Below are 20,711 nucleotides of genomic sequence, written 5' to 3' on the forward strand. Positions count from 1 at the left end.
TGGGCACCCGCAGCAACCGGCGGGCGCCGTACCGTCGTAAGGGTTACGCCTCGAGGCGCTCGAGCCGGTCGACCTTCTGCAGCCCGCGTGGCAGCTTGCTGCCTCGCCGTCCGCGATCTCCCCGATAGTAGTCGAGCTCACCGTTCTTGAGCGACAGCTTGCGCTTGCCGGCGTGCACCACCAGGGTATCCCCTGGCGCCAGCACCACCAGGCCGCGCACAAACTCTTCGCGCCGGGCCGCCCGGGCACCGGGAATATCCAGCATCTTGTTGCCCTTGCCCTTGGACATCTCCGGCAACTGGTCCAGCGGGAACAGCAGCAGTCGGCCTTCGTTGGAGACCGTGGCCACGGTCAATTCGTCGGCCGCCGGCAGCTCCACCGGAGGCAGCACATTGCAGCCCTTGGGCAGGCTCAGCACCGCCTTGCCGGAACGGTTCTTGCCGGTCAGGTCCTCGAGCCGGGCGACGAAGCCGTAGCCGCCGTCGGAGGCCAGCAGGAAGCGGGCGTCCCCCGGTGCCAGCATGACGCCGGCCATGTGCGCGCCGGCCACCACGTTGACCTTGCCGGTGACCGGCTCGCCCTGGCCGCGGGCACTGGGTAGCTGGTGGGCCGGCAGGGTGTAGGCCCGGCCGGTGTCATCGAGCAGCACCAGCGGCTGGTTGGTCTTGCCTCGCGCGGCCAGGTGGAAGGCGTCGCCGGCCTTGTAGGACAGCCCGGAGGGGTCGATGTCGTGGCCCTTGGCGGCACGAATCCAGCCTTTTTCGGACAGCACCACCGTCACCGGATCGGCACCCACCAGTTCGACCTCGGACAGCGCCCTGGCTTCCTCGCGCTCGACGATCGGCGAGCGGCGCTCGTCGCCGTGCTCCTCGGCGGCCTTGCGCAGCTCCTGCTCGATCAGGTCGGTCATCGCTGCCTCGTTGCCGAGCAGCTCTTCAAGACGCTTGCGCTCCGCCTCGAGCTCGTCCTGCTCGGTGCGGATCTTCATCTCCTCGAGCTTGGCCAGGTGGCGCAGGCGCAGCTCCAGGATCGCCTCGGCCTGACGGTCGGTCAGACCGAAGGCTGCCATCAGTGCGCTCTTGGGCTCATCCTCCTCGCGGATGATGCGGATCACCTCATCGATATTGAGGTAGGCGATCAACAGGCCTTCGAGCAGGTGCAGGCGGTCGTTGACCTTGCCCAGCCGGTGTTCGAGGCGACGGCGCACCGTGGTGCGACGGAAGTCGAGCCATTCACCGAGCAGCTCCGGCAGCGGCATCACCCGCGGGCGGCCGTCGAGGCCGATCACGTTCAGGTTGACCCGCACGTTCTTCTCGAGGTCGGTGGTGGCGAACAGGTGCGCCATCAGCGACTCGATATCGACCCGATTGGAGCGCGGCTCGATCACCAGACGGGTCGGCTCCTCGTGGGTCGACTCGTCGCGCAGGTCGGCCACCATGGGCAGCTTCTTGGCCTGCATCTGCGCCGCGATCTGCTCCAGCACCTTGGCCCCGCTGACCTGGTAGGGCAGCGCGGTGATCACCACCTGGCCCTCTTCCTGCTCGTAGCGAGCGCGCATCTTGACGCTGCCGCGACCGCTCTCGTAGAGCTTTCGAAGGTCCGCGCGCGGGGTAATGATCTCCGCCCGGGTAGGGAAGTCCGGGCCTGGCAGGTGCGCCATCAGGTCGGCGGTGGTGACGCCGGGATTACGCAGCACCTCGCAGGTGGCCTCGACCACCTCGCGCACATTGTGGGGCGGGATGTCGGTGGCCATGCCCACGGCGATGCCGGTGCCGCCATTGAGCAGCACGTGGGGCAGACGTGCCGGCAGCACCACCGGCTCGTTCATGGTGCCATCGAAGTTGGGCGCCCAGTCCACGGTGCCCTGGCCGAGTTCGCTGAGCAGTACCTCGGCGAACTTCGACAGCCGCGCTTCGGTGTAGCGCATGGCGGCGAAGGACTTGGGATCGTCCGGGCTACCCCAGTTGCCCTGGCCGTCCACCAGCGGATAGCGATAGCTGAACGACTGGGCCATCAGCACCATGGCCTCGTAGCAGGCGCTGTCACCATGGGGGTGAAACTTGCCGAGCACGTCGCCGACGGTACGCGCCGACTTCTTGTACTTGGCGTTGGCGTTCAACGCCAGCTCGCGCATGGCGTAGATGATGCGCCGCTGCACCGGCTTCATGCCGTCGCCGATATGGGGCAGGGCCCGGTCGAGAATGACGTACATCGAATAGTCGAGGTAGGCCTTCTCGGTGTATTCGCGCAGGGACAGTCGCTCGACGTCGCCCTCCGCCACCTCAATGTCCAGAGTCATGATCCCTCGTTCTCAATCCTGGTCGCCTGAACCGACGACGTGAAATCCGGGAGCGTCACTGCGTGCAAGTCACCGCGATGGCGGCCCGTCACACTTCGATATCCGCCAGGTTGCCGTAGTCCTCGAGCCAGCTCTTGCGGTCCGAGGCGCGCTTCTTGGCCAGCAGCATGTCCATCATCTCCATGGTGCCGTCGCCCTCCTCCCGGGTCAGCTGTACCAGCCGCCGGGTCTCCACCGCCATGGTGGTCTCGCGCAGCTGCAGCGGGCTCATCTCGCCAAGGCCCTTGAAGCGCTGCACGTTGGGGGTGCCGCGCTTGCCTTCCAGCTTGCGCAGAATGGCCGCCTTCTCGCTCTCGTCCAGGGCGTAGTAGACCTCCTTGCCAAGGTCGATGCGGTAGAGCGGCGGCATGGCGACGAAGACGTGGCCGGCGTCGACCAGCGACGGGAAGTGGCGCACGAACAGCGCGCACAGGAGGGTGGCGATGTGCAGCCCGTCGGAGTCCGCATCGGCGAGGATGCAGATCTTGTGATAGCGCAGCTTGGACAGGTCGGCACTGGCCGGATCGGCGCCGATGGCCACGGCGATGTCGTGGACCTCCTGGGAGCCGTAGATATCGTGGGAGTCGACCTCCCAGGTGTTGAGGATCTTGCCGCGCAGCGGCAGGATCGCCTGGGTCTCGCGGTTGCGCGCCTGCTTGGCGCTGCCCCCGGCGCTGTCACCCTCGACCAGAAACAGCTCGCTCAAGGCAGGGTCCTGGCCACTGCAGTCGGCCAGCTTGCCGGGCAGCGCAGGGCCGGAGGTGACCTTCTTGCGCGCCACCTTCTTCGAGCTCTTCTGGCGCCGCTGGGCGGCGCTGATCACCAGCTCGGCCAGCGCCTCGGCCTGGTCGACGTGGTGGTTGAGCCACAGCGAGAAGGCATCCTTGACGACGCCGGAGACGAAGCCCGCCACGGTGCGTGACGACAGCCGCTCCTTGGTCTGGCCGGCGAACTGCGGATCGAGCATCTTTACCGACAGCACGTAGGCGACCCGCTCCCACAGGTCCTCGGCGGTCAGCTTGACCCCGCGCGGCAGCAGGCTGCGGTACTCGCAGAATTCCTTGAGTGCCTCGAGCAGGCCGGAACGCAGGCCATTGACGTGGGTACCGCCCTGGGCGGTGGGGATCAGGTTAACGTAGCTTTCCATCAGCGAGTCGCCACCTTCGGGCAACCACTGAATCGCCCAGTCCACCCCCTGCTCGTCGTCGGCGAAGTGACCGACGAAGGGCGAGCTCGGCAGCACCTCGTAGCCGTCGGTGGTCTGGGCCAGATAGTCGCGCAGACCGTCCGCGAACTGCCAGGTGGTGGCGGTGCCGTCGGCTTCCACCAGCTCCACCTTGAGCCCGGGGCAGAGTACCGCCTTGGCCCGCAGCAGGTGCTTGAGCCGCCCTACCGCCAGGTTGGGGCTGTCGAAGTAGCTGGTATCCGGCCAGAAGCGCACCAGGGTGCCCTTGGCACGCTTGGCCGCGGTGCCGATGACGTGCAGGTCCTCGACCTTGTCGCCATGCTCGAAGGCCATGGCGTGGCGCTCGCCGTCGCGCAGGACCTCGACCTCGAGGCGTCGCGACAGGGCGTTGACCACCGACACCCCGACCCCGTGCAGGCCGCCGGAGAAGCGGTAGCTCGACGAGGAGAACTTACCGCCGGCGTGCAGCCGAGTCATGATCAGCTCGATCCCCGACACCCCGTGCTCCGGGTGAACGTCGATGGGCATGCCGCGACCGTTGTCCGTCACCTCGATGCCGCCGTCGTCCCGCAGTACCACGCGGATCTCGTTGGCGTGTTCGGCGAGCGCCTCGTCGACGCTGTTGTCGATGACCTCCTGGACCAGGTGATTCGGACGGGAGGTGTCGGTGTACATGCCGGGGCGCTTGCGAACGGGCTCCAGCCCGGAAAGCACCTCGATCGAACTGGCACTGTATTGGGTCATGCGTGGTCCATCATCAGGATGACTGGGATCGTCTTTGCGCCGTCAACTGAACGGCTCACTCGGCTGGTACCGGCGCCACTCGCCCGGGCGCCAGGGCGTGACCACCGTGGGCGAACACCGCCGGCAGGTAGTCGGCCAGGGCATTGAAGCCGTGCTCGCCGCCGGGATGCAGGATCGCCTTGGCCCCACGGTAGGCGGCGAAGGCGTCGGCGCTGTCCAGCGTCTCGTCCTCGGTCACCAGCAGCAGCAGATAGCGCCCGGGTGTCACCACCTCCGGCGTCATCTCGGCGATCTGGTCGCGGTGGCCCTGCTCGACCACGAAGCGCTCACCGGTGTAGGCGTTGACGAAGCTCTCGCCGAGCATGGTGTCGACCAGCCTGGCCGGTCGCACCGCCGGATTGACCAGTACCGCCGGCAGCTCATGGCGCTCTGCCAGCACCGTGGCCAGAAAGCCGCCCATGGAGCTGCCCATGAGCATCGGACTGGGCCCCAGCCGGGGTAACAGCGATTCGGCGAGCCGCAGGGCGTCGGCCGCCTGCGAGGACAGGTCCGGGGTCTCGCAGGGAAGCCCCAGCTCCGCACAGGCGGCCTTGATCAGCCGCGCCTTGGGCGAGGCGCCGGCACTATTGAATCCATGCAGGTAGAGCACGCCGCTCGCTGCGGCAGCACTCGACGCTGTTGATGGGCTCAGCATAACGGAAAACCTGTATAAATGGCCAGTTTTCAACCCTCCCCTGCGCCCGCAGGGGCGCTGTCGCTAACGCTATCGCCATCACTCATGCCAACGGCCATCAGTCCCGCGCGGCTTGCCAGGTGGCCTCGATCAGCCCGCGGGTGGAGTCATCCATCGCCTCCAGGCCCTGGCGCCCCTCGATGATGTCACGGGTCTCGTTGGCGATCTTCTTGCCCAGTTCAACGCCCCACTGGTCGAAGGGATTGATGCCCCAGATGGTGGCCTGGACGAACACCTTGTGCTCGTAGAGGGCGATCAACGCGCCCAGGGTCTGCGGGGTCAACCGCTCCAGCAGCAGGGTGGTCGAGGGCTGGTTGCCACGATAGCGCTTGTGCTCGGGCCTGGGACCGTCATCGGCGATGGCGTCGTCGCCGAGCATCAATACACGGGACTGGGCGAAGCAGTTGGCCAGCGTCAGCCGGTGCTGGCCCATCAGGTGCTCGCGGGTGGCCGGATCCTCGACGTCATCGTAGCGGGCCAGCGGCGCGATAAAGTCGCACTCCACCGCCTGGGTGCCCTGGTGCAGCAACTGGTAGAAGGCGTGCTGGGCGTTGGGCCCGAGCTGGCCCCACAGCACCGGACAGGTGGAGTAGTCGACGATATCGCCGTCGTTGGTCACCGACTTGCCGTTGGACTCCATCTCGAGCTGTTCGAGGTAGGCGGCGAAGTATTCCAGGCGTCCGTCGTAGGGCAGAATCGAGTGGGCACGGATATCCAGGAAGTTGTTGTTCCAGATACCGGCCAGCGCCAGCAGCACCGGCAGATTGTCCTCGAGCGGCGCCTTCTGGAAGTGCACGTCCATGGCGTGGGCGCCGGCCAGGAAGTCGCGGAAGCCGTCCATGCCGATGACCAGGGCGATGGGCAGGCCGATGCCACCCCACAGCGAGTAGCGCCCGCCGACCCACTCCCAGAACTCGAGCTGGTGGTCGCAGGCGATGCCCCACTCGGCCATCTTGTCCGGGCTTGCCGAGACACCGATGAAGTGCTGGCGCAGCACCAGCTCGCGATCCACGCCCTCCTGGCGCGCCTCGACCAGCCGGGACAGCAGCCAATCCCGCGCGGTGTTGGCGTTTGAAAGGGTATCGATGGTGGTGAAGGACTTCGACGACAGCACGAACAACGTGGTCTCGGGGTCGAAGCGCATCAGGTAGTCGACCAGCTGGGAGCCGTCCATGGTCGAGGCGAAGTGGACCTCGACCGGATGGGTATCCGCCGGGCGATAGTCGGCCAGGGCGTGGGTCACCATCAGCGGCCCCAGGTCGGAGCCCCCGACCCCCAGGTTGACCACGTCACGGATCGGCTTGCCGGTGGCGCCGCGCCACTGGCCGGAATGGAAGCGCTCGACCATGGTCGCCATCTTGTCCAGGGTGGCGTGCACCGCCGGCACCAGATCCTCGCCTTCGACCACCAGAGACGCATCCTGCGGCAGACGCAGCGCGGTATGCAGCGCAGGGCGGTCCTCACTGACGTTGACCCGCTCACCGGCCAGCAGGCGACGGATGGCGTCGGGCACGCCGGCCTCGTCGGCCAGCGCCAGCAGATCCTCGAGGGTCTGCTGGTCCCAGCGCTGCTTGGACAGGTCGAGTTTCAGCCCCGCAGCCTCGTGGCTGAAGGTGGCAAATCGCCCGGCATCCTCGCGAAACATGTCGCACAGGTGCCGCTTGCCGACTTCCTGTGCCTTCTGCTTCAACGCCTGCCAGGCCGGCGTTTGATCGATCGATGGCATGATTCCTCTCCTTGGGCCCTGTCTGGTGGGCAAAGCTGGGCCGAACGGCGACGGCAAGCCTCATCGTGCAGCCTGACCGCGGGGCGCGTACAATCACTCCCCCCGAGCCCGACAACACTGGCAATCCATGAGTGACGCATCTTACCGTGACGCCATCTTTTCCACACCCCTGGACAAGGTGGCGCGCTTTTCGTTCGACGAGCGGGTCGTCGCCTGCTTCCCCGACATGATTCGCCGATCGGTCCCCGGCTACGGCCAGATCCTCGGCATGCTGGGGGTAATCGCCGAGCGCCACCTGCGCCACGGCGCCCACGTCTATGACCTTGGCTGCTCGCTTGGCGCCGTGGGCCTGGCGTTGGCCGGCCAGCTACCCAGGGACGCCTTCAGCCTGACCGGGGTCGACCTGTCCCCGGCGATGGTCGAGCGCGCCCGCCAGACCCTCGAGCACGAGTGCCCCGACCACGCCATCGAGGTGATCGAAGGCGACATCCGCCACCTCGACTACCGTCCCAGCGGCATGATCGTGTTGAATTTCACGCTGCAGTTTCTGGCCCCGGAAGACCGCGATGGTGTGCTCGAGAAGCTCTACCAGGCGCTGGAGCCCGGCGGTGTGTTGATCCTGTCGGAGAAGATCAAGGCCGGTGACGAACAGGACAATGCCTGGCTGGTGGAGCGCTATCACGACTTCAAGCGCGCCAATGGCTACAGCGACCTGGAGATCAGCCAGAAGCGCAACGCGCTGGAGAACGTGCTGGTGCCCGACACCCTGGAGCAGCACCACCAGCGCCTTGCGCGGGTAGGCTTTGCGCGCTCGCTGACCTGGTTTCAGTATCTGAATTTCGCCTCCATGGTGGCCTTCAAATGATTCCCGAGCATCAGCGCGATGTGTACCGCGCCTTTCTCGAGCAATCTTTCCGCCACGCCGGCATGGGCGACTGGCTTGCCCGCCTGCCCGAGCAGTTTGCCCGTGGCCTCGACCGCCAGCGTCACGGTGACCTGCCGGCCTGGGAGAAGGCGGTGGCCAAGCTGCCGACGCTGCCTGACAAGCGCCAGGTCCAGCTCGATCGCGACGAGGTCACGGTCGAGCTGGAGCTCGACGACAGTCGTCGACGACAGAGCGAGAACCTGCTGCGCGCGCTGATGCCGTGGCGCAAGGGCCCGTACCGGCTGGCAGGCATCGCGATCGATACCGAGTGGCGTTCGGACTGGAAGTGGCAACGGCTGGCGCCGCACCTGTCGCCGCTGCGCGGTCGACGGGTGCTCGACGTGGGTGGCGGCAACGGCTATCACGCCTGGCGCATGGCCGGCGCCGGTGCCGACTTCGTGCTGGTGATCGATCCCTCACCGCGCTTCTACTGGCAGTTCCAGGCGGTCAAGCACTTCGTCGGCGATGCCGACGGCGGGCGTACCCACTTCCTGCCGGTGGGCATCGACGATGTGCCCCAGGGCCTGGGCTTCTTCGACAGCGTGTTCTCCATGGGCGTGCTCTACCACCGCCCTTCCCCCCTCGACCACCTGATCCAGCTACGCGACGCCCTGCGTCGGGGCGGCGAACTGGTGCTCGAGACGCTGGTGGTGGAAGGCGACGAGACCCGAGTGCTGGTGCCGGGCGATCGCTACGCGGCGATGCCCAATGTCTACTTCCTGCCATCGTCGCGCGCCCTGGTGGGCTGGCTCGAGAAGGTCGGCTTTTGCGACGTTCGGGTGGTGGATGAAGCCCCCACCAGCCTGGAGGAGCAGCGCTCCACCGACTGGATGACCTTTCAGTCGCTGGGTGACTTCCTGGACCCTGAGCGCCCCCACCTGACCCGCGAGGGACACCCGGCCCCGCGTCGGGCCGTAGTGATCGCGACGCGCCCAGCCTGATCCCGCCCCCCCCCTGCCCCCATAAGACGCGACGCCCCGCTGATCCGGTCAGCGGGGCGTCGTCGTCAGGGGCTGTGTCAGGGGCTGTGTCAGGGGCTATGTCAGGGGCGGTGTCAGGGGCTATGTCAGTGGCGGACCCGCGTCAGACGAAGTCCAGCACCATGAAATGGGGGTTGTCGACCAGCACTTCCATGCGGGTAATGTCGTCGAGCACTACCATGCGCTCGCCGCGCTCTGTCTTCAGCGACAGACACTCCTCGCGATCCTCGTTGAAGGCGGTATCCAGTGCCTCGCCGTGCTTCTCGTCACCGTCTCGCAGCGACAGCTTGACCGGAAAATGGTACAGGCAGGCGATTTCGATATTGTCATAGAGATGGCAGGCCACCATGTTCGTGCCCTCCCTGCTTCCGTGGGGGAATGGAAGACGTCGTCATGACGTCACACGCGACGCATCCTGCCTTTGGTCTAGCCCAGGCACCAGCCCGCCACCATCTGGCTGCGCAGTTGGAGTTAAACCCATCGAAAAGCACTAGTATTCTGATTCAACCAGGCCACTGAGACGCCGCTATTACTGTGCTCTTTCAGTGCTCATCTGACAGCGGCCCCTGCGCCGTAGCGCAGGGGCCGCTGTTGCAGCGAACCAACGATGGTGAAGCCGGTCGCGGACGTCAGCGCTTGAGCAGCTCGCGCACGTCCTTGGCCTCCCAGTGGGGGAAGTACTTGCGCACCAGGGCGTTAAGTTCCAGCTCGAAGCCGGCCCAGTCGACCTGCTCGGCAGCGCCGCCTTCGACACTGGCCGCACCACGAATCATGCCGGCGCCCACGGTGACGTTGGTCAGCCGGTCGATGACGATAAAGCTGCCGGTGCCAGGCACCCGCGCGTAGTCATCGATGGGCACCTCGGCGGTCAGCGCCACCCGGCAGCGGGCGATGGCGTTGAGCTCGAGTCGCTCGGCACCATGACGCTCCAGACTGTTGACGTCGACCTGATAGTGGATGGCGTCGACGTGGCCTGCCACCGCACGCCCAGCCATGCGGATATCGTACTGACGCCCAGGCTCGAGGGCGTCGTCGTGCATCCACACGATGTCGGCGTCGAAGGCATTGGACAGGGTGATGTCCGCGTCCGCCGCCACCAGCCAGTCGCCACGCGAGATATCGATCTCGTCTTCCAAGGTCACGGTGATGGCCTGGCCCGGGTAGGCGTCGTCAAGATCGCCTTCGAAGGTGACGATACGCTCGACCCGGCTGAGCTTGTTGGACGGCAGCGCCTTTACCGCCTGGCCGGGGCGCAGGATGCCCGCCTCCAGGGTGCCGGCGTAGCCGCGGAAGTCGAGATTGGGGCGATTGACGTACTGCACCGGAAAGCGCAGATCGCTCAGGTTCTGGTCGCGGCTGACCTCCACGGTCTCCAGAAGCTCCAGCAGCGCCGGGCCCTGGTACCAGTCGAGGCGCTCGCCGCGATCGACCACGTTGTCACCCTTGAGCGCCGACAGCGGCACGAAGTGGATGTCGCTGGCGTCGAGCTGCTCGGCGAAGGCGCGGTAGTCGGCGACGATCTCGTCGAAGCGCGCCTGGGAGTAGTCGACCAGGTCCATCTTGTTGACCGCGATGACCAGATGCTGGATGCCCAGCAGGTCGGCGATGAAGCTGTGACGACGGGTCTGGGTCTGCACGCCATAACGGGCGTCGATCAGGATCACCGCGAGGCCGGCGGTGGAGGCACCGGTGGCCATGTTGCGGGTGTACTGCTCGTGCCCCGGGGTGTCGGCGATGATGAACTTGCGCTTGTCGGTGGAGAAGAAGCGATAGGCCACATCGATGGTGATGCCCTGCTCGCGCTCCGACTGCAGACCGTCGACCAGCAGCGCCAGATCCACCTCTTCGCCGGTGGTGCCCTTGGTCTTGGAGGCCTGAGTGATGGCCGCCAGCTGGTCGTCGAAGATCATCTTGGAATCGTGCAGCAGGCGACCGATCAGGGTCGACTTGCCGTCATCGACGCTGCCGCAGGTGATGAACCGCAACAGGTCCTTGTTTTCGTGCTCGTGCAGATACTGCTCGATGTTGTCAGCAATCAGACTGGACTGGTGAGACATGCTGTACCCCTGATGGTGACCCGACGTCGTGCTGGACGCCGGGCCCTTGATCTGTCATCTGCGTCCTCGCTCCCGATCCCTGTCGGCTGGAGCAAGGCGCGTGGCTGCGTGCGGTCGGTGCCGGCGTCAGAAGTAGCCTTCGCGCTTCTTCTTCTCCATGGAACCGGCCTGGTCATGATCGATGGCACGGCCGGAGCGCTCGCTGGTACGGGTCAGCAGCATCTCCTGGATGATCTCCGGCAGGGTCTGAGCCTTAGACTCCACCGCACCGGTCAGCGGATAGCAGCCCAGGGTGCGGAAGCGCACCCACTTCTGCTCGGGCTCTTCGCCCTCGGCCAGGGGCAGGCGCTCGTCATCGACCATGATCTGCATGCCGTCGCGTTCCACCACCGGGCGCGGGGCGGAGAAGTAAAGCGGCACGATGTCGATGTTCTCGAGGTAGATGTACTGCCAGATATCCAGCTCGGTCCAGTTGGACAGCGGGAAGGCACGGATCGACTCGCCCTTGTTGATGCGGGCGTTGTACAGATTCCACAGTTCCGGACGCTGGTTCTTGGGGTCCCAGCGGTGGTGGCGGTCGCGGAAGGAGAACACCCGCTCCTTGGCACGGCTGGCCTCCTCGTCGCGGCGGGCGCCACCGAAGGCGGCGTCGAAGCCGTACTGGTCCAGCGCCTGCTTGAGGGCCTGGGTCTTCATCACGTCGGTATAGCCGCTGGAGCCGTGGTCGAAGGGGTTGATGCCGGCGGCACGACCTTCCTCGTTGGTGTGGACGATCAGCTCCATGCCCGCTTCCTTGGCCATGCGGTCGCGGAAGGCGATCATCTCGCGGAACTTCCAGGTGGTATCCACGTGCATCAGCGGGAACGGCGGCGGGCCAGGATGGAAGGCCTTGCGCGCCAGGTGAAGCATCACCGAGGAGTCCTTGCCGATGGAGTAGAGCATCACCGGGTTCGAGAACTCGGCGGCCACTTCACGGATGATATGGATGGACTCCGCCTCGAGCTGCTTGAGGTGGGTCAGTCGCTTCGGCGTGAGCGACGCCTGGGCGGCGCGCTCACGGGCTGGTGCGGAAAGGCTGGTCATGGCCGGACACCTCGCATGACGGGAAAAGTGGAGATGTCAGCGAGGATACTGCGGGGCGAGTAATAACGTAAAAGAATTAATAACTATCTTTTTAGAACCAAGCGTAAGACTCCTAGATATCGACGCGCTCCACCCAGGTCTGCCACTCTCCCTCTCGTTTCAACTCCACCACCCGGTAGCCGGGGCGCGACGCCTCGTCCACGGCGAAGTCCTCGCTGCCGGGCAGGAACTGGTCAGAGGTGGAGGGACAGGCGTAGACGTCGACCCGTCCATGGGCCAGAGACATCACGCCGTGGAAGGCCTGATGCACGTGACCGCACAGCACCATCTTCACCTGAGGATAGCCGTCCAGCACCTCCCAGAAGCCGTCGGCATCTACCAGGCCCAGGGCGTCGATCCAGGCGCTGCCCACCGCCAGCGGCGGATGGTGCATGGCGATCAGGGTCGGCCGGTCGTCCTCGGCCAGACGCGCGCCGAGCGCGGCCAGGGCCTCTTCTCCGAGCTGCCCGGTGGCCTCACCGACAAGCTGGGTGTCGAGCTGCAGAAGCCGCCAGTGGCCGGCCTCGACCTCGGGCAGGATGTCCCGCTCGGCGCCCATCAACGCCACGTCGTCGTGATTGCCGGGAATCCAGAACCAGGGACAGTCGAGCTCGCTCAATCGCTCGGTGGCGAGCCGGTAGGCGGCCTCGGACTCATCCTGACTGATGTCACCGGTGACCAGCACCAGGTCCGGGCGGTCGGCGTCCACCGCCTTGACCACCGCCTCCAGCTGATGGGCGGGCAGGCCTCGGCGCGAGCGCGCCATCGGGTCGGCGTACAGGTGGCAATCGCTAATCTGGATCAGGCGCATGGAGATCTCTCGACGGGCGGCAACGGCGAACCGGCTCAGGGCAACTGCGGCAGATCCAGCGAGTGGCCGTGGGCCAGCCCGTGATCGAGCCATTCGCCCAGGAAGCGATTGATCTGCAGCTTCTCGTCGGGCTGGTGCATATGCGCGTTGGGATAGCGGTAGCGGCCATCGAAGTGGCGCCGGCGCTGAAAGTCGGTGACCTCGGCCATGCGCACGTCGTGATACAGATGCACGCGCATGCGCGGGCTGTCGATGACGCCGTCGAGGATACCCTCCTGGCTGACGCGAATGATGCTGGTATAGGGCGCCAGCTCTTCGACATGCAGGCGCAGGGCACCGAGTCGACGCTCGCCGTTGAGCAGTTCGACCTCGCGACTTTCGCCCTCTTCCAGCTCGCCCAGCAGGCGCGTCAGGCGGATGTAGTTGGCCGTGCACTCGCTCTGCAGGGTGCGCAGATCGGTGACGTAGGCGCTGCGTTGGGTCACGCTACCTCCTTGCTCTCAACGACGCCCGTTCGGCGGCCAGCCAGTAAAAGCCGATCAGGCACATGGCGTTATCGAGTCTCCCTTGATTGAGAAGTTCCCAGGCACGATGAAATGGCAACACATGGACGCGGATATCCTCGTGCTCTTCGTCCAGGCCATGCACCCCACCCAGTCCGCTGGTATCGACGAGACCGCAGAAAAGCGTCACACGTTCGTCGCAGGCACCCGGACTAGGATAGTAGCTATGCAGCAAGATGAGGTCCCCGACCTCGCAACCGGCCTCCTCGAGGGCCTCGCGACGGGCCACTTCCTCGGCAGACTCGTCCTTGTCGACCAGTCCGGCCACGCATTCGAGCTTCCACGGGGTGTGGGCGTCTTCCATTGCCCCGGCACGGATCTGCTCCACCAGCACCACGCTGTCGCGTTCGGGGTCATAGAGCATGACGCCCACGGCGTCGTGCCGGCTATGCACCTCGCGCACCACCGCCTCGCTCCAGCCACCCTCGAACTTGCGATGGCGGAAGGTCAGCTTGTCCAGACGAAAGAAGCCCTGGTGAAGGCAATCGCGTGACACCAGTTCGACGTCCTGGGCGGTAAAGGGGGCATCGATGTTGCTCGTTTCCGGCATGGGGACCTCCGCAGACAGATCGGCCCATTATCCGGATCGGTCAGGGGCCCCACAAGGCGAGTCCAGGTGGGGCCTCCTGTCAAGGCGGGAAACGACAGGGAAATTGGCGCGGGTCAGAGCTCGTTTAGCGCCTGATCATAGCTCGTTGAGCGCCTGATCAGAGCTCGTTGAGCAGGGCGCGCGCCTCGGCCTTGAGCGCCTGGTCCGAGGCTTCGCGTCCGGCGCGAACCGCGCCGGCGATGGCCCTCTCGGCGTGCTGGCGGGCCTCGGCGTCGCGGCCCTCGTCGGCCAGGTAGGCGGCATAGTAGTAGTTGACGTCGATACCGCCGGGGCGAATCGTCAGCGCGCGCTTGAACATTTCCTCGGCCTTGTCGTCATCACCGAAGGCCACCGGCCAGCCCGGAGCCCGGTCATACAGCGCCCCCAGGGTCACGTAGGCCGAGCCATCGAGGCCATTGGCGTCCAGTGCGATGGCCCGCTCCAGCGCCCGCCGCGCGGCCTTGGCGTTGTCCAGCGCGCCGAGCCCGCCCTTGGCCTTGGCCAGGGACGCCTCGATGATGCCCTCCCATACCAGCAGCTCGCTGACGTTGGGATTGGCCGAGCTCAGCTCGTGGGCCTCGGCGGCCAGCGCCGTCAAGGGGGCTTCCTGGGCCGACAAGGCGCTCGAGGTGGTGACGCTTTCCCAGCGGTTCTTGAGCTGGTCGAGCTCACCCTGCCAGGCCAGCGCCACGCCGCTGGCAAGGCAGGCGGACAGGGTGACAAGCGTCAGCGCCGTCGTGGCTAAGAGCCGACGCGGGCGTCGACGCAACGCGGTAGATGGAACATCAGGCGAGGCGGAAAACAGGGTTCGTGACATTTGGCGGCTCCGGATACTGTTATTGTGATGCACCCTGATGCTGGGTGGTCATGGTGGGCGGCCGTAGTGCGCAGTCAGGCTGAGCGATCCCGAGTACTGACCCAGGCGTTGTAACCCGATACGGAAAGCAACACGCGTTCTGGCGCCCTCCCCGAAATGTAACGAACGTTTGATTTATTCGCCAGTCGCATTCTTCGTCGACCGCTCACTGCATCGCCCCCCTGACCTTTCCCCCACCACCCAAAGCGCTTGCGACCTGACCCAAGTCGCGGCACCCTCGTGGACCTTGTCTGATTCAACGACGCACCGAGGATCGCCATGAAAGGCCGCAACATGACTCGCTGGCGTGACCCGGCGAAGGATCCCCGTCAGGAACCCAAGAGCAACCTGATCACCCTGGAAGGTGCCGAGCGCCTGAGGGGTATTCTCGACCACCTGAGCCGGGTCAAGCGACCGCAGCTATCGGCCAAGGTGGGCGAGGCGGCGGCCCTTGGCGACCGCAGCGAGAACGCCGACTACACCTACAACAAGAAGGAACTCAACCGGGTCATCGGTCGCATTCGCTACCTGACCAAACGCCTGGATGAGTTGCAGGTGGTGGACCGCCTGCCGGCCGACACCGATCGGGTGTTCTTCGGCGCCTTCGTCACCCTGGAGGAGGAAGACGGCGAAGAGATGTCAGTGCGCATTGTCGGCCACGACGAGACCGACACCAGCAAGCGCTGGATCAGCGTCGACGCGCCGCTGGCCAAGGCGCTGCTGGGCAAGTCGCTGGACGACGAAGTGACGGTGGCCGCCCCCGGCGGGGAGACCACCTGGCTGATCACCGATATCCACTATCGTACGCCGGGTCAGAACACCTAGCCCCTGGCGAGGCGGGCACGGTAGACCCGAAAGCGGCCATTGTCGGCCAGAATCTCGAAGCCGCCGAAGGCCTTCTCCAGGGGATCTGCGTAGGGCAGGAAGGCGTTGGCCACCAGGATCAATTGCCCGCCTGGCGTCAGGTGCTGGGGCGCCTCCTGAATCAGACGGGCCGCCGGACCGTAGTCGATGGAGCGCTCCTGATGAAACGGCGGATTCGAGACGATGGCGTCGAAGCGACGACCCGCCAGCGCCGAGTAGACGTCGCTTTCCAGCGCCTCGCCGTTGAGCCCATTGGCCGCTAGCGAGCGCCGGGTCGCTTCCACCGCAAAGGCGCTGACGTCCACCGCGGTGACATCATGCCCCTGCTGTGCCATCCAGGCCGCCAGGATGCCGTCACCGCAGCCCATGTCGAGCACCTGGCTCCGGGGCAAGGCGGTCTCTAGCTGCTCGATCAGTAGCCCCGTGCCCTCGTCGAACTTTCCGTGTCCGAAGACGCCCGGGTGGCTTGCCAGCGTCAGGCCGGCGGCCTCGAAGCGCGTCCACACCGCTTCAGGGTCGAGGGGCTGGGGCGCCGAGCGGGTCGCGAACAGCGAGCAGCGCCGGGCGCTGTCGAGCTTGCGACAGCCCATGCCCAGGGCCGCCAGCACCTTGAGTACCCGCTTGATGCCACCCTGGTGCTCGCCCACCAGCTGCATCGGCGTGCCCTCGGGCAATACCTGACACAGCCACAACAGCCACCACTCCCCCAGGGCGTGGGACTTGGGCCAGAACAGCACCACACCGGGCGGCGGCGACGCCTCGGGCGAGAACGGCGACAGCGCCGGGCGCCCCTGGGCCTGCCAGGCAGCACGCACCGACACATCGGCGCTGATCAGGGTCCCTTCGCCCTGCTCGAGCCAGCTATCCCGAGGCGGCGCCACCCACCACCAGCCGCGATAGTCGGCGTCCTGAAGCTCGAGCAGTTGGCACACCGGGGTTTCGGCACTCATGGCGTGGTCTCCTCACGGGTGGCAGCGCCGCCGTCGCGCGGCGATGGACGCCCCTCGGGGTCGGCCGGACGGCGGAAGGTATAGAGAAGATAGCGGCCCAGCCGCCAGTGGGGGTCCAGGCGGCAGTAGGCGTGCTCCAGCGCCACCAGCTTGTCGAGTTCCTTGTCGTCCTGGGGTGGGCGGCGCAGGTAGTCGTGGAACACCCTGATCCCCGCCACGCCCTCGCAACGAAGCCCGGCTTCTTCGGTCCAGGCCATCACCTGGTCATGGGTCAGCGGCGAGATCGGTGTCAGCCGCTGGCGCTGTCCCTTGCCCTCGAGCCGATCCTCCAGCGCCTTGTCTAGGTTGCCCTTTACAACGTTGGACAGCCGCAGGGCGTCGCGGTTGAACACCATCAGAGACAGTTGAGCCCCCGGCGGCATCAGCGCGGCCAGGCGATCGATGGCCGCCCTGGGGTCGCCCAGCCACTCAAGCACCGCGTGGCACACCACCAGCGGCCAGGGCCCAGGGGCCTCGCCCGCCAGGTCCTGCAGCGGCGACGTCAGATAGCGGACCCGGGACGCCTCGACACCCTGGGCGTCGATCGCCTCCCGGGCCCGGTCGAGCATTTCGCCGGCGGGCTCGGCCAGCGTCACCGCATGCCCGCGCTCGAGAAACCACTGGGCCTGCTGACCGAGCCCCGCGCCCACGTCCAGCACCGGCTGGCCTTCGAGATCGAGCATCTCCGGCAGCAGACGGTCCAGCAACGACAGGCGCAGCTCGCCGCGCAGGTGCCCGTAGAGCGACGCCGAGAACTTGTCTGCCAGTCCATCGAAGTGACGATCACCATGGACAGACAGCGGCGTACCGCCAGACGCATGACCAGCAACAGAAGCGGCAGCATCAGAAGCAGCGACAGAACCAGCAGCGGGAGTGACAGCAGCGCCACTCGTGGGGTGTTGAGACATCGAAAACGCCAGACAGGTGTGGATAACAAAGAGCCGTGGCGCGCATTCTACCGAGCCAGGCCAGCGCTGACACCCGCCCTCATCACCTGCCTAGCCACCGTCCCAGCCACCTTCCCTGCCAACTGCGGGTTTATCTTGGCGAGTCAGCCGCTTATAATGCCGCCCCAACGCCCTCTTAGCTCAGCAGGATAGAGCAGCCGCCTCCTAAGCGGCAGGTCGCAGGTTCGAATCCTGCAGAGGGCGCCATGTCTGCTCTGCTTTCTTCATTACTTCTCGTTTCTGCTCCCCTTGGGACTTGTTGGCTGCTGGGTGGCTTGGCCGCCCCACACTCGGCCATCACGCGCATCACAAGATGGCCAGCGGCTTGATGTTGGTAGAAAACAGCATCTCTGGATCGCCCCCTGATGCCAAAAAAGCCCACCAGAGTGGCGGGCTTTCGTCTACACGATGCGGGGCAGGGCCTGGTTTCGCCTGAGGCTTAGCTTTCGCAGTTCTCGCCGACCCAGTGACCTTCCTGCTCGATGGTGACCTGCTGGCCGTTGTCCATCTCGATCATGCTATTGAAGTGCTCGTCACTGTGCATCGTGATACTGGCATCGAAGGTGGTCGTGCGAGCGCCGGCGGGACAGGTTGCCTGGGCATCGATGGTATCGCCATCGCGTCTGATCTTGATGTCTTCGCAACCAGACGATGTCCAGTCCTCGCGCAACGTGGCGATCATGTCACTGGATTCTTCCGCGGTCATGCACTGCGTCTCGGTCGTCTCCTGAGTCATCTGCTCAGGCATCTGGTCGCCCGACATGCTTTGGATAATTTCCCATTGTCCAGGCTTGAGGTCGCTGGCCATGGCGCTGGTGGATACCGCGATCAGCAGAGAGGCAAGCAAGAGGTGTCGTGACATGGATCCTTCCCGTCTTTTTTTGGTGAAAAGTCGCCGAGGTATCGGCGCCCCCAGCCTATCTCACCAATGACCGGCAAAACGGAAAAACATCCAAAAGAAAGCAATTAAACAACAGAACGTTACATCAAGGATCGTGCTGTCGATGTCGGCACGCTCGCACGCGGGAAGCCATGGTCCTGCCGGCCCGGGAGGTTCACACCGGGCTTGTCATACCGTCTGTCATGTCGCGCGCTGCACTGTGCGTCAGGTCGCGCGTCATTTCTCTCGACTAGGCGCTGTCCGAAAAGTCGATGAGCGAAGGTTAGACAAGGCAAAAATCGGTGAGAAAGCGCAGTTTACGGGGTGTAAATGAGCATTTTGATCCGATTTTTAACGCCGTATTACCGAGCGCAGGCACTTTTCAGACAAGCCCTAGGCCAGGGCGAAGCCTGTGTAATCCGTCTGCGCATCTTCCCTTGGGCTATCGTGCAGGGGTGTCGACGCAGGGTCGATGTCTCTGCGTTCATCTGTCACGCCGGTCTGGCCCGTCAGGCGTCTCACCAGATCATCGACATAGGCGGCGACATCTTCCGGGTCCAGGGCACGGTGAATGGTGCCAAGATATTCCGCCTGATCGGCTCCGTAGTCTCGGCTACCCAGCAAGGAACTCAGTCCACCGACCGGACCCACACGATTCTCGTGCCCGTAAGACTCGCCACGGGCCAGCAGCCCCGTCAAGCCCACCTCCATCGGCACGAATCTCGCAAGGCCTCTTGCGGCAATGCGTACGTCACACGCCATGACGAGCTCGTGGCCTCCATACCGGGCCATGCCTTCCACCTTGGCGATGGTGGTCTGCGGGAGGTCTTCGATTCGCGCAAGAAGACGCTTGAACTCACGTTTTCTGCTGTCGTCATCGCCGACCTGGGGGGATGAGGCACCCTTCAATGTCTTGTATCCCGCCAGGCGCGAGAACACTTCAGGGAACCGAGACTGAAAGACGATGGCATCGATTCTGGCATCGCGCTCGAGATGATCCAGCAGCTTGCTCATCTCGTCGAGAAAGATGGCACCACTCGGGTCCAGCGGGGCATCCAGGAAGGTCACCCAGGCGGCACCTCGGCGTACCGATACGTTAAAGGTGGTGAAATTTCTGTACTGCATGACAATCCCCTCGGACAGATTCGTGAATCCGTCGCCGGCCTGGCACTGCGGATGGTCGAGCCATTCTGCGCCTTGCACGCCGGCCTCCCGTGGCTACCATTCAGCTCGATGACACTCGGACCAACTTAGCCCAGTCGAGATGGCTTCAGAATGGCCGCTTTCCGGTTTCAGAATTCGCAAAATCCGTATAATGGGGACCAATTTTTGCCCTTTCAGGCACTTCCCTCACATTCTCTCCCCCGACAAGACGCCCGGCAGTGCCAGCTCTCTGTACCAGAGTTCCCTCTGCTAGCTCTCTACCAGCTCTCTTTACCGGTTCTCTCTACCGGTTCTCTCTGCCAGCCCTGTAGGCCGTGACGGCCTGCTCTCTCACAGATAGCTCCTGGCAGAGCGCTTCGGCGAACGCCTTCACCCGCCGGGGTTGGTCGCGAGCGGGAGGAAACATCAGCTGCAAGGGCTTGGGGGGCGCTGCCACGTCCTCGAGCAGTGGCACCAGCCGTCCCTGTTCAAGGTCTTCCTGGACGTCTAGCTCGGACTTGAGGCAGATGCCATGACCTTCCACCGCCCACTGGCGCACCAGTGAGCCGTCGTTGGCGATCCGATTGCCCTTTACCGTCACCTGCTGCGGTGCGTCCTCAGGCCCAAAGCTCCAGACGTTGTCCAGCGCCGCACCAAAACGCATCACCAGGCAGTTGTGCTGTGCGAGTTCCGTGGGGATGCCAGGAACGCCATGGCGCTCCAGGTAGGTAGGGGCGGCACAGACGATCCGGCGAAACGATCCCAGCTGGCGAATGCGCAGGCTGCTGTCCAGCACTTGCCCGAACCGAAGCGCCAGATCAAAGCCCTGACCGACGATATCGGTGAAACCGTCCGACAGCGACAGTTCGAGCGATACATCCGGGTTTTCGCGGGCAAAGTTCGCCATCACCTGGGACACCACCCCGCGGCCCAAGTCGATGGGCACGCTGATGCGAATCGGCCCGGACAGGGTCTGGGCGCCATGACGAATGCGGGATTCCAGCTCCTCAAGCTCTGCCAGCACCTGCTTGGCGCCCTCGACCAGGGTACGGCCTTCTTCGGTGAGGCTGATGGAGCGGGTCGTGCGATTGATCAGCACCACGCCGAAGTACTGCTCCAGCGACGCCAGGCGCTCGGACACGGTGGTACTGGAAAGCCCCGTCTCTCTGGCCGCCGCCACCAGGCTGCCCTTTTCCACGATGGTCAGAAAGAGGCGCATGTTGTGGACGAGCATTATTCGGATTCTCCGGATTTATTT

General features: G+C 65.1%; 19 protein-coding genes and 1 tRNA gene. 4 read left to right on the forward strand and 16 right to left on the reverse strand.

The annotated features are described in order from the left end of the window. Positions 1 to 43: 43 nt before the first annotated feature. The 4 genes from parC to pgi all read right to left on the reverse strand — a co-directional run bounded on the left by parC (position 44) and on the right by pgi (position 6,727). A complete protein-coding gene (gene parC, locus KUV74_RS02190) occupies positions 44 to 2,299 on the reverse strand; it encodes a DNA topoisomerase IV subunit A (protein WP_222515551.1) in 2,256 nt (751 codons plus the stop codon). An 88-nt stretch (positions 2,300 to 2,387) separates the two neighbouring features. After that, positions 2,388 to 4,268 (reverse strand): DNA topoisomerase IV subunit B, encoded by a 1,881-nt coding sequence (gene parE / locus KUV74_RS02195; RefSeq protein WP_045994516.1) that lies wholly within the window; start codon positions 4,266 to 4,268, stop codon positions 2,388 to 2,390. Between the two features lie 55 nt (positions 4,269 to 4,323). Continuing rightward, complete coding sequence (locus KUV74_RS02200; RefSeq protein ID WP_108131440.1) at positions 4,324 to 4,962, reverse strand: YqiA/YcfP family alpha/beta fold hydrolase; 639 nt, start codon at positions 4,960 to 4,962, stop codon at positions 4,324 to 4,326. A gap of 97 nt (positions 4,963 to 5,059) precedes the next feature. After that, positions 5,060 to 6,727, reverse strand: a complete 1,668-nt coding sequence (gene pgi, locus KUV74_RS02205; protein WP_045994518.1) for a glucose-6-phosphate isomerase — start codon at positions 6,725 to 6,727, stop codon at positions 5,060 to 5,062. A 127-nt stretch (positions 6,728 to 6,854) separates the two neighbouring features. Here pgi and cmoA point away from each other — a divergent pair, with 127 nt between their 5' ends. After that, positions 6,855 to 7,592, forward strand: coding sequence for a carboxy-S-adenosyl-L-methionine synthase CmoA (gene cmoA / locus KUV74_RS02210; protein ID WP_108131439.1), 738 nt, complete (start codon positions 6,855 to 6,857; stop codon positions 7,590 to 7,592). Then, on the forward strand, positions 7,589 to 8,593 hold the full coding sequence (gene cmoB, locus KUV74_RS02215; RefSeq protein ID WP_222515552.1) for a tRNA 5-methoxyuridine(34)/uridine 5-oxyacetic acid(34) synthase CmoB: 1,005 nt from the start codon (positions 7,589 to 7,591) through the stop codon (positions 8,591 to 8,593). Before cmoA ends, cmoB begins: the two co-directional genes overlap by 4 nt. Positions 8,594 to 8,735: 142 nt before the next feature. Here cmoB and KUV74_RS02220 read toward each other — a convergent pair whose 3' ends face one another. The 7 genes from KUV74_RS02220 to KUV74_RS02250 form a co-directional block, all read right to left on the reverse strand. Next, entirely contained in the window at positions 8,736 to 8,981 is a 246-nt protein-coding gene (locus KUV74_RS02220) for a Rho-binding antiterminator (RefSeq protein WP_108131637.1), read from the reverse strand. Between the two features lie 280 nt (positions 8,982 to 9,261). Next, on the reverse strand, positions 9,262 to 10,689 hold the full coding sequence (gene cysN / locus KUV74_RS02225) for a sulfate adenylyltransferase subunit CysN (RefSeq protein ID WP_045994522.1): 1,428 nt from the start codon (positions 10,687 to 10,689) through the stop codon (positions 9,262 to 9,264). A 126-nt stretch (positions 10,690 to 10,815) separates the two neighbouring features. Further along, positions 10,816 to 11,772, reverse strand: a complete 957-nt coding sequence (gene cysD / locus KUV74_RS02230; protein WP_045994523.1) for a sulfate adenylyltransferase subunit CysD — start codon at positions 11,770 to 11,772, stop codon at positions 10,816 to 10,818. A 112-nt stretch (positions 11,773 to 11,884) separates the two neighbouring features. Then, positions 11,885 to 12,622 carry a metallophosphoesterase gene (locus KUV74_RS02235; protein WP_222515553.1) on the reverse strand — a complete coding sequence of 246 codons (738 nt, stop codon included), beginning with the start codon at positions 12,620 to 12,622 and terminating at the stop codon, positions 11,885 to 11,887. Between the two features lie 35 nt (positions 12,623 to 12,657). Beyond that, complete coding sequence (locus KUV74_RS02240; RefSeq protein ID WP_045994525.1) at positions 12,658 to 13,107, reverse strand: DUF1249 domain-containing protein; 450 nt, start codon at positions 13,105 to 13,107, stop codon at positions 12,658 to 12,660. A gap of 1 nt (position 13,108) precedes the next feature. Next, a complete protein-coding gene (locus KUV74_RS02245; protein WP_108131435.1) occupies positions 13,109 to 13,735 on the reverse strand; it encodes an NUDIX domain-containing protein in 627 nt (208 codons plus the stop codon). Positions 13,736 to 13,892: 157 nt separating this feature from the next. After that, complete coding sequence (locus KUV74_RS02250; protein WP_261395026.1) at positions 13,893 to 14,591, reverse strand: hypothetical protein; 699 nt, start codon at positions 14,589 to 14,591, stop codon at positions 13,893 to 13,895. 318 nt (positions 14,592 to 14,909) lie between these two features. Between KUV74_RS02250 and greB the strand changes: the two genes are divergently transcribed. Beyond that, on the forward strand, positions 14,910 to 15,455 hold the full coding sequence (gene greB, locus KUV74_RS02255; protein ID WP_222515554.1) for a transcription elongation factor GreB: 546 nt from the start codon (positions 14,910 to 14,912) through the stop codon (positions 15,453 to 15,455). Here the strand turns inward: greB and KUV74_RS02260 are convergent. Both KUV74_RS02260 and KUV74_RS02265 read right to left on the reverse strand, forming a co-directional pair. Next, positions 15,452 to 16,444 (reverse strand): methyltransferase, encoded by a 993-nt coding sequence (locus KUV74_RS02260; protein WP_222515555.1) that lies wholly within the window; start codon positions 16,442 to 16,444, stop codon positions 15,452 to 15,454. The two genes, greB and KUV74_RS02260, sit on opposite strands and share 4 nt — an antisense overlap. After that, positions 16,441 to 17,391 (reverse strand): methyltransferase domain-containing protein, encoded by a 951-nt coding sequence (locus tag KUV74_RS02265; protein ID WP_222515556.1) that lies wholly within the window; start codon positions 17,389 to 17,391, stop codon positions 16,441 to 16,443. Before KUV74_RS02265 ends, KUV74_RS02260 begins: the two co-directional genes overlap by 4 nt. Before the next feature lie 169 nt (positions 17,392 to 17,560). Between KUV74_RS02265 and KUV74_RS02270 the strand changes: the two genes are divergently transcribed. Further along, a tRNA-Arg gene (locus KUV74_RS02270) sits at positions 17,561 to 17,637 on the forward strand. 232 nt (positions 17,638 to 17,869) lie between these two features. On the opposite strand, the gene KUV74_RS02275 is transcribed toward KUV74_RS02270, so the two are convergent. From KUV74_RS02275 to KUV74_RS02285, 3 genes are all read right to left on the reverse strand, one after another. Beyond that, a complete protein-coding gene (locus KUV74_RS02275) occupies positions 17,870 to 18,292 on the reverse strand; it encodes a DUF3617 domain-containing protein (RefSeq protein ID WP_108131431.1) in 423 nt (140 codons plus the stop codon). Between the two features lie 411 nt (positions 18,293 to 18,703). After that, positions 18,704 to 19,513, reverse strand: coding sequence for an enoyl-CoA hydratase/isomerase family protein (locus KUV74_RS02280; protein WP_108131430.1), 810 nt, complete (start codon positions 19,511 to 19,513; stop codon positions 18,704 to 18,706). Between the two features lie 244 nt (positions 19,514 to 19,757). After that, positions 19,758 to 20,687 carry a LysR family transcriptional regulator gene (locus KUV74_RS02285; RefSeq protein ID WP_045994731.1) on the reverse strand — a complete coding sequence of 310 codons (930 nt, stop codon included), beginning with the start codon at positions 20,685 to 20,687 and terminating at the stop codon, positions 19,758 to 19,760. Positions 20,688 to 20,711: the final 24 nt, after the last annotated feature.

This window comes from Halomonas sp. DP1Y21-3, assembly GCF_019801245.1.
Lineage (GTDB): Bacteria > Pseudomonadota > Gammaproteobacteria > Pseudomonadales > Halomonadaceae > Halomonas > Halomonas litopenaei.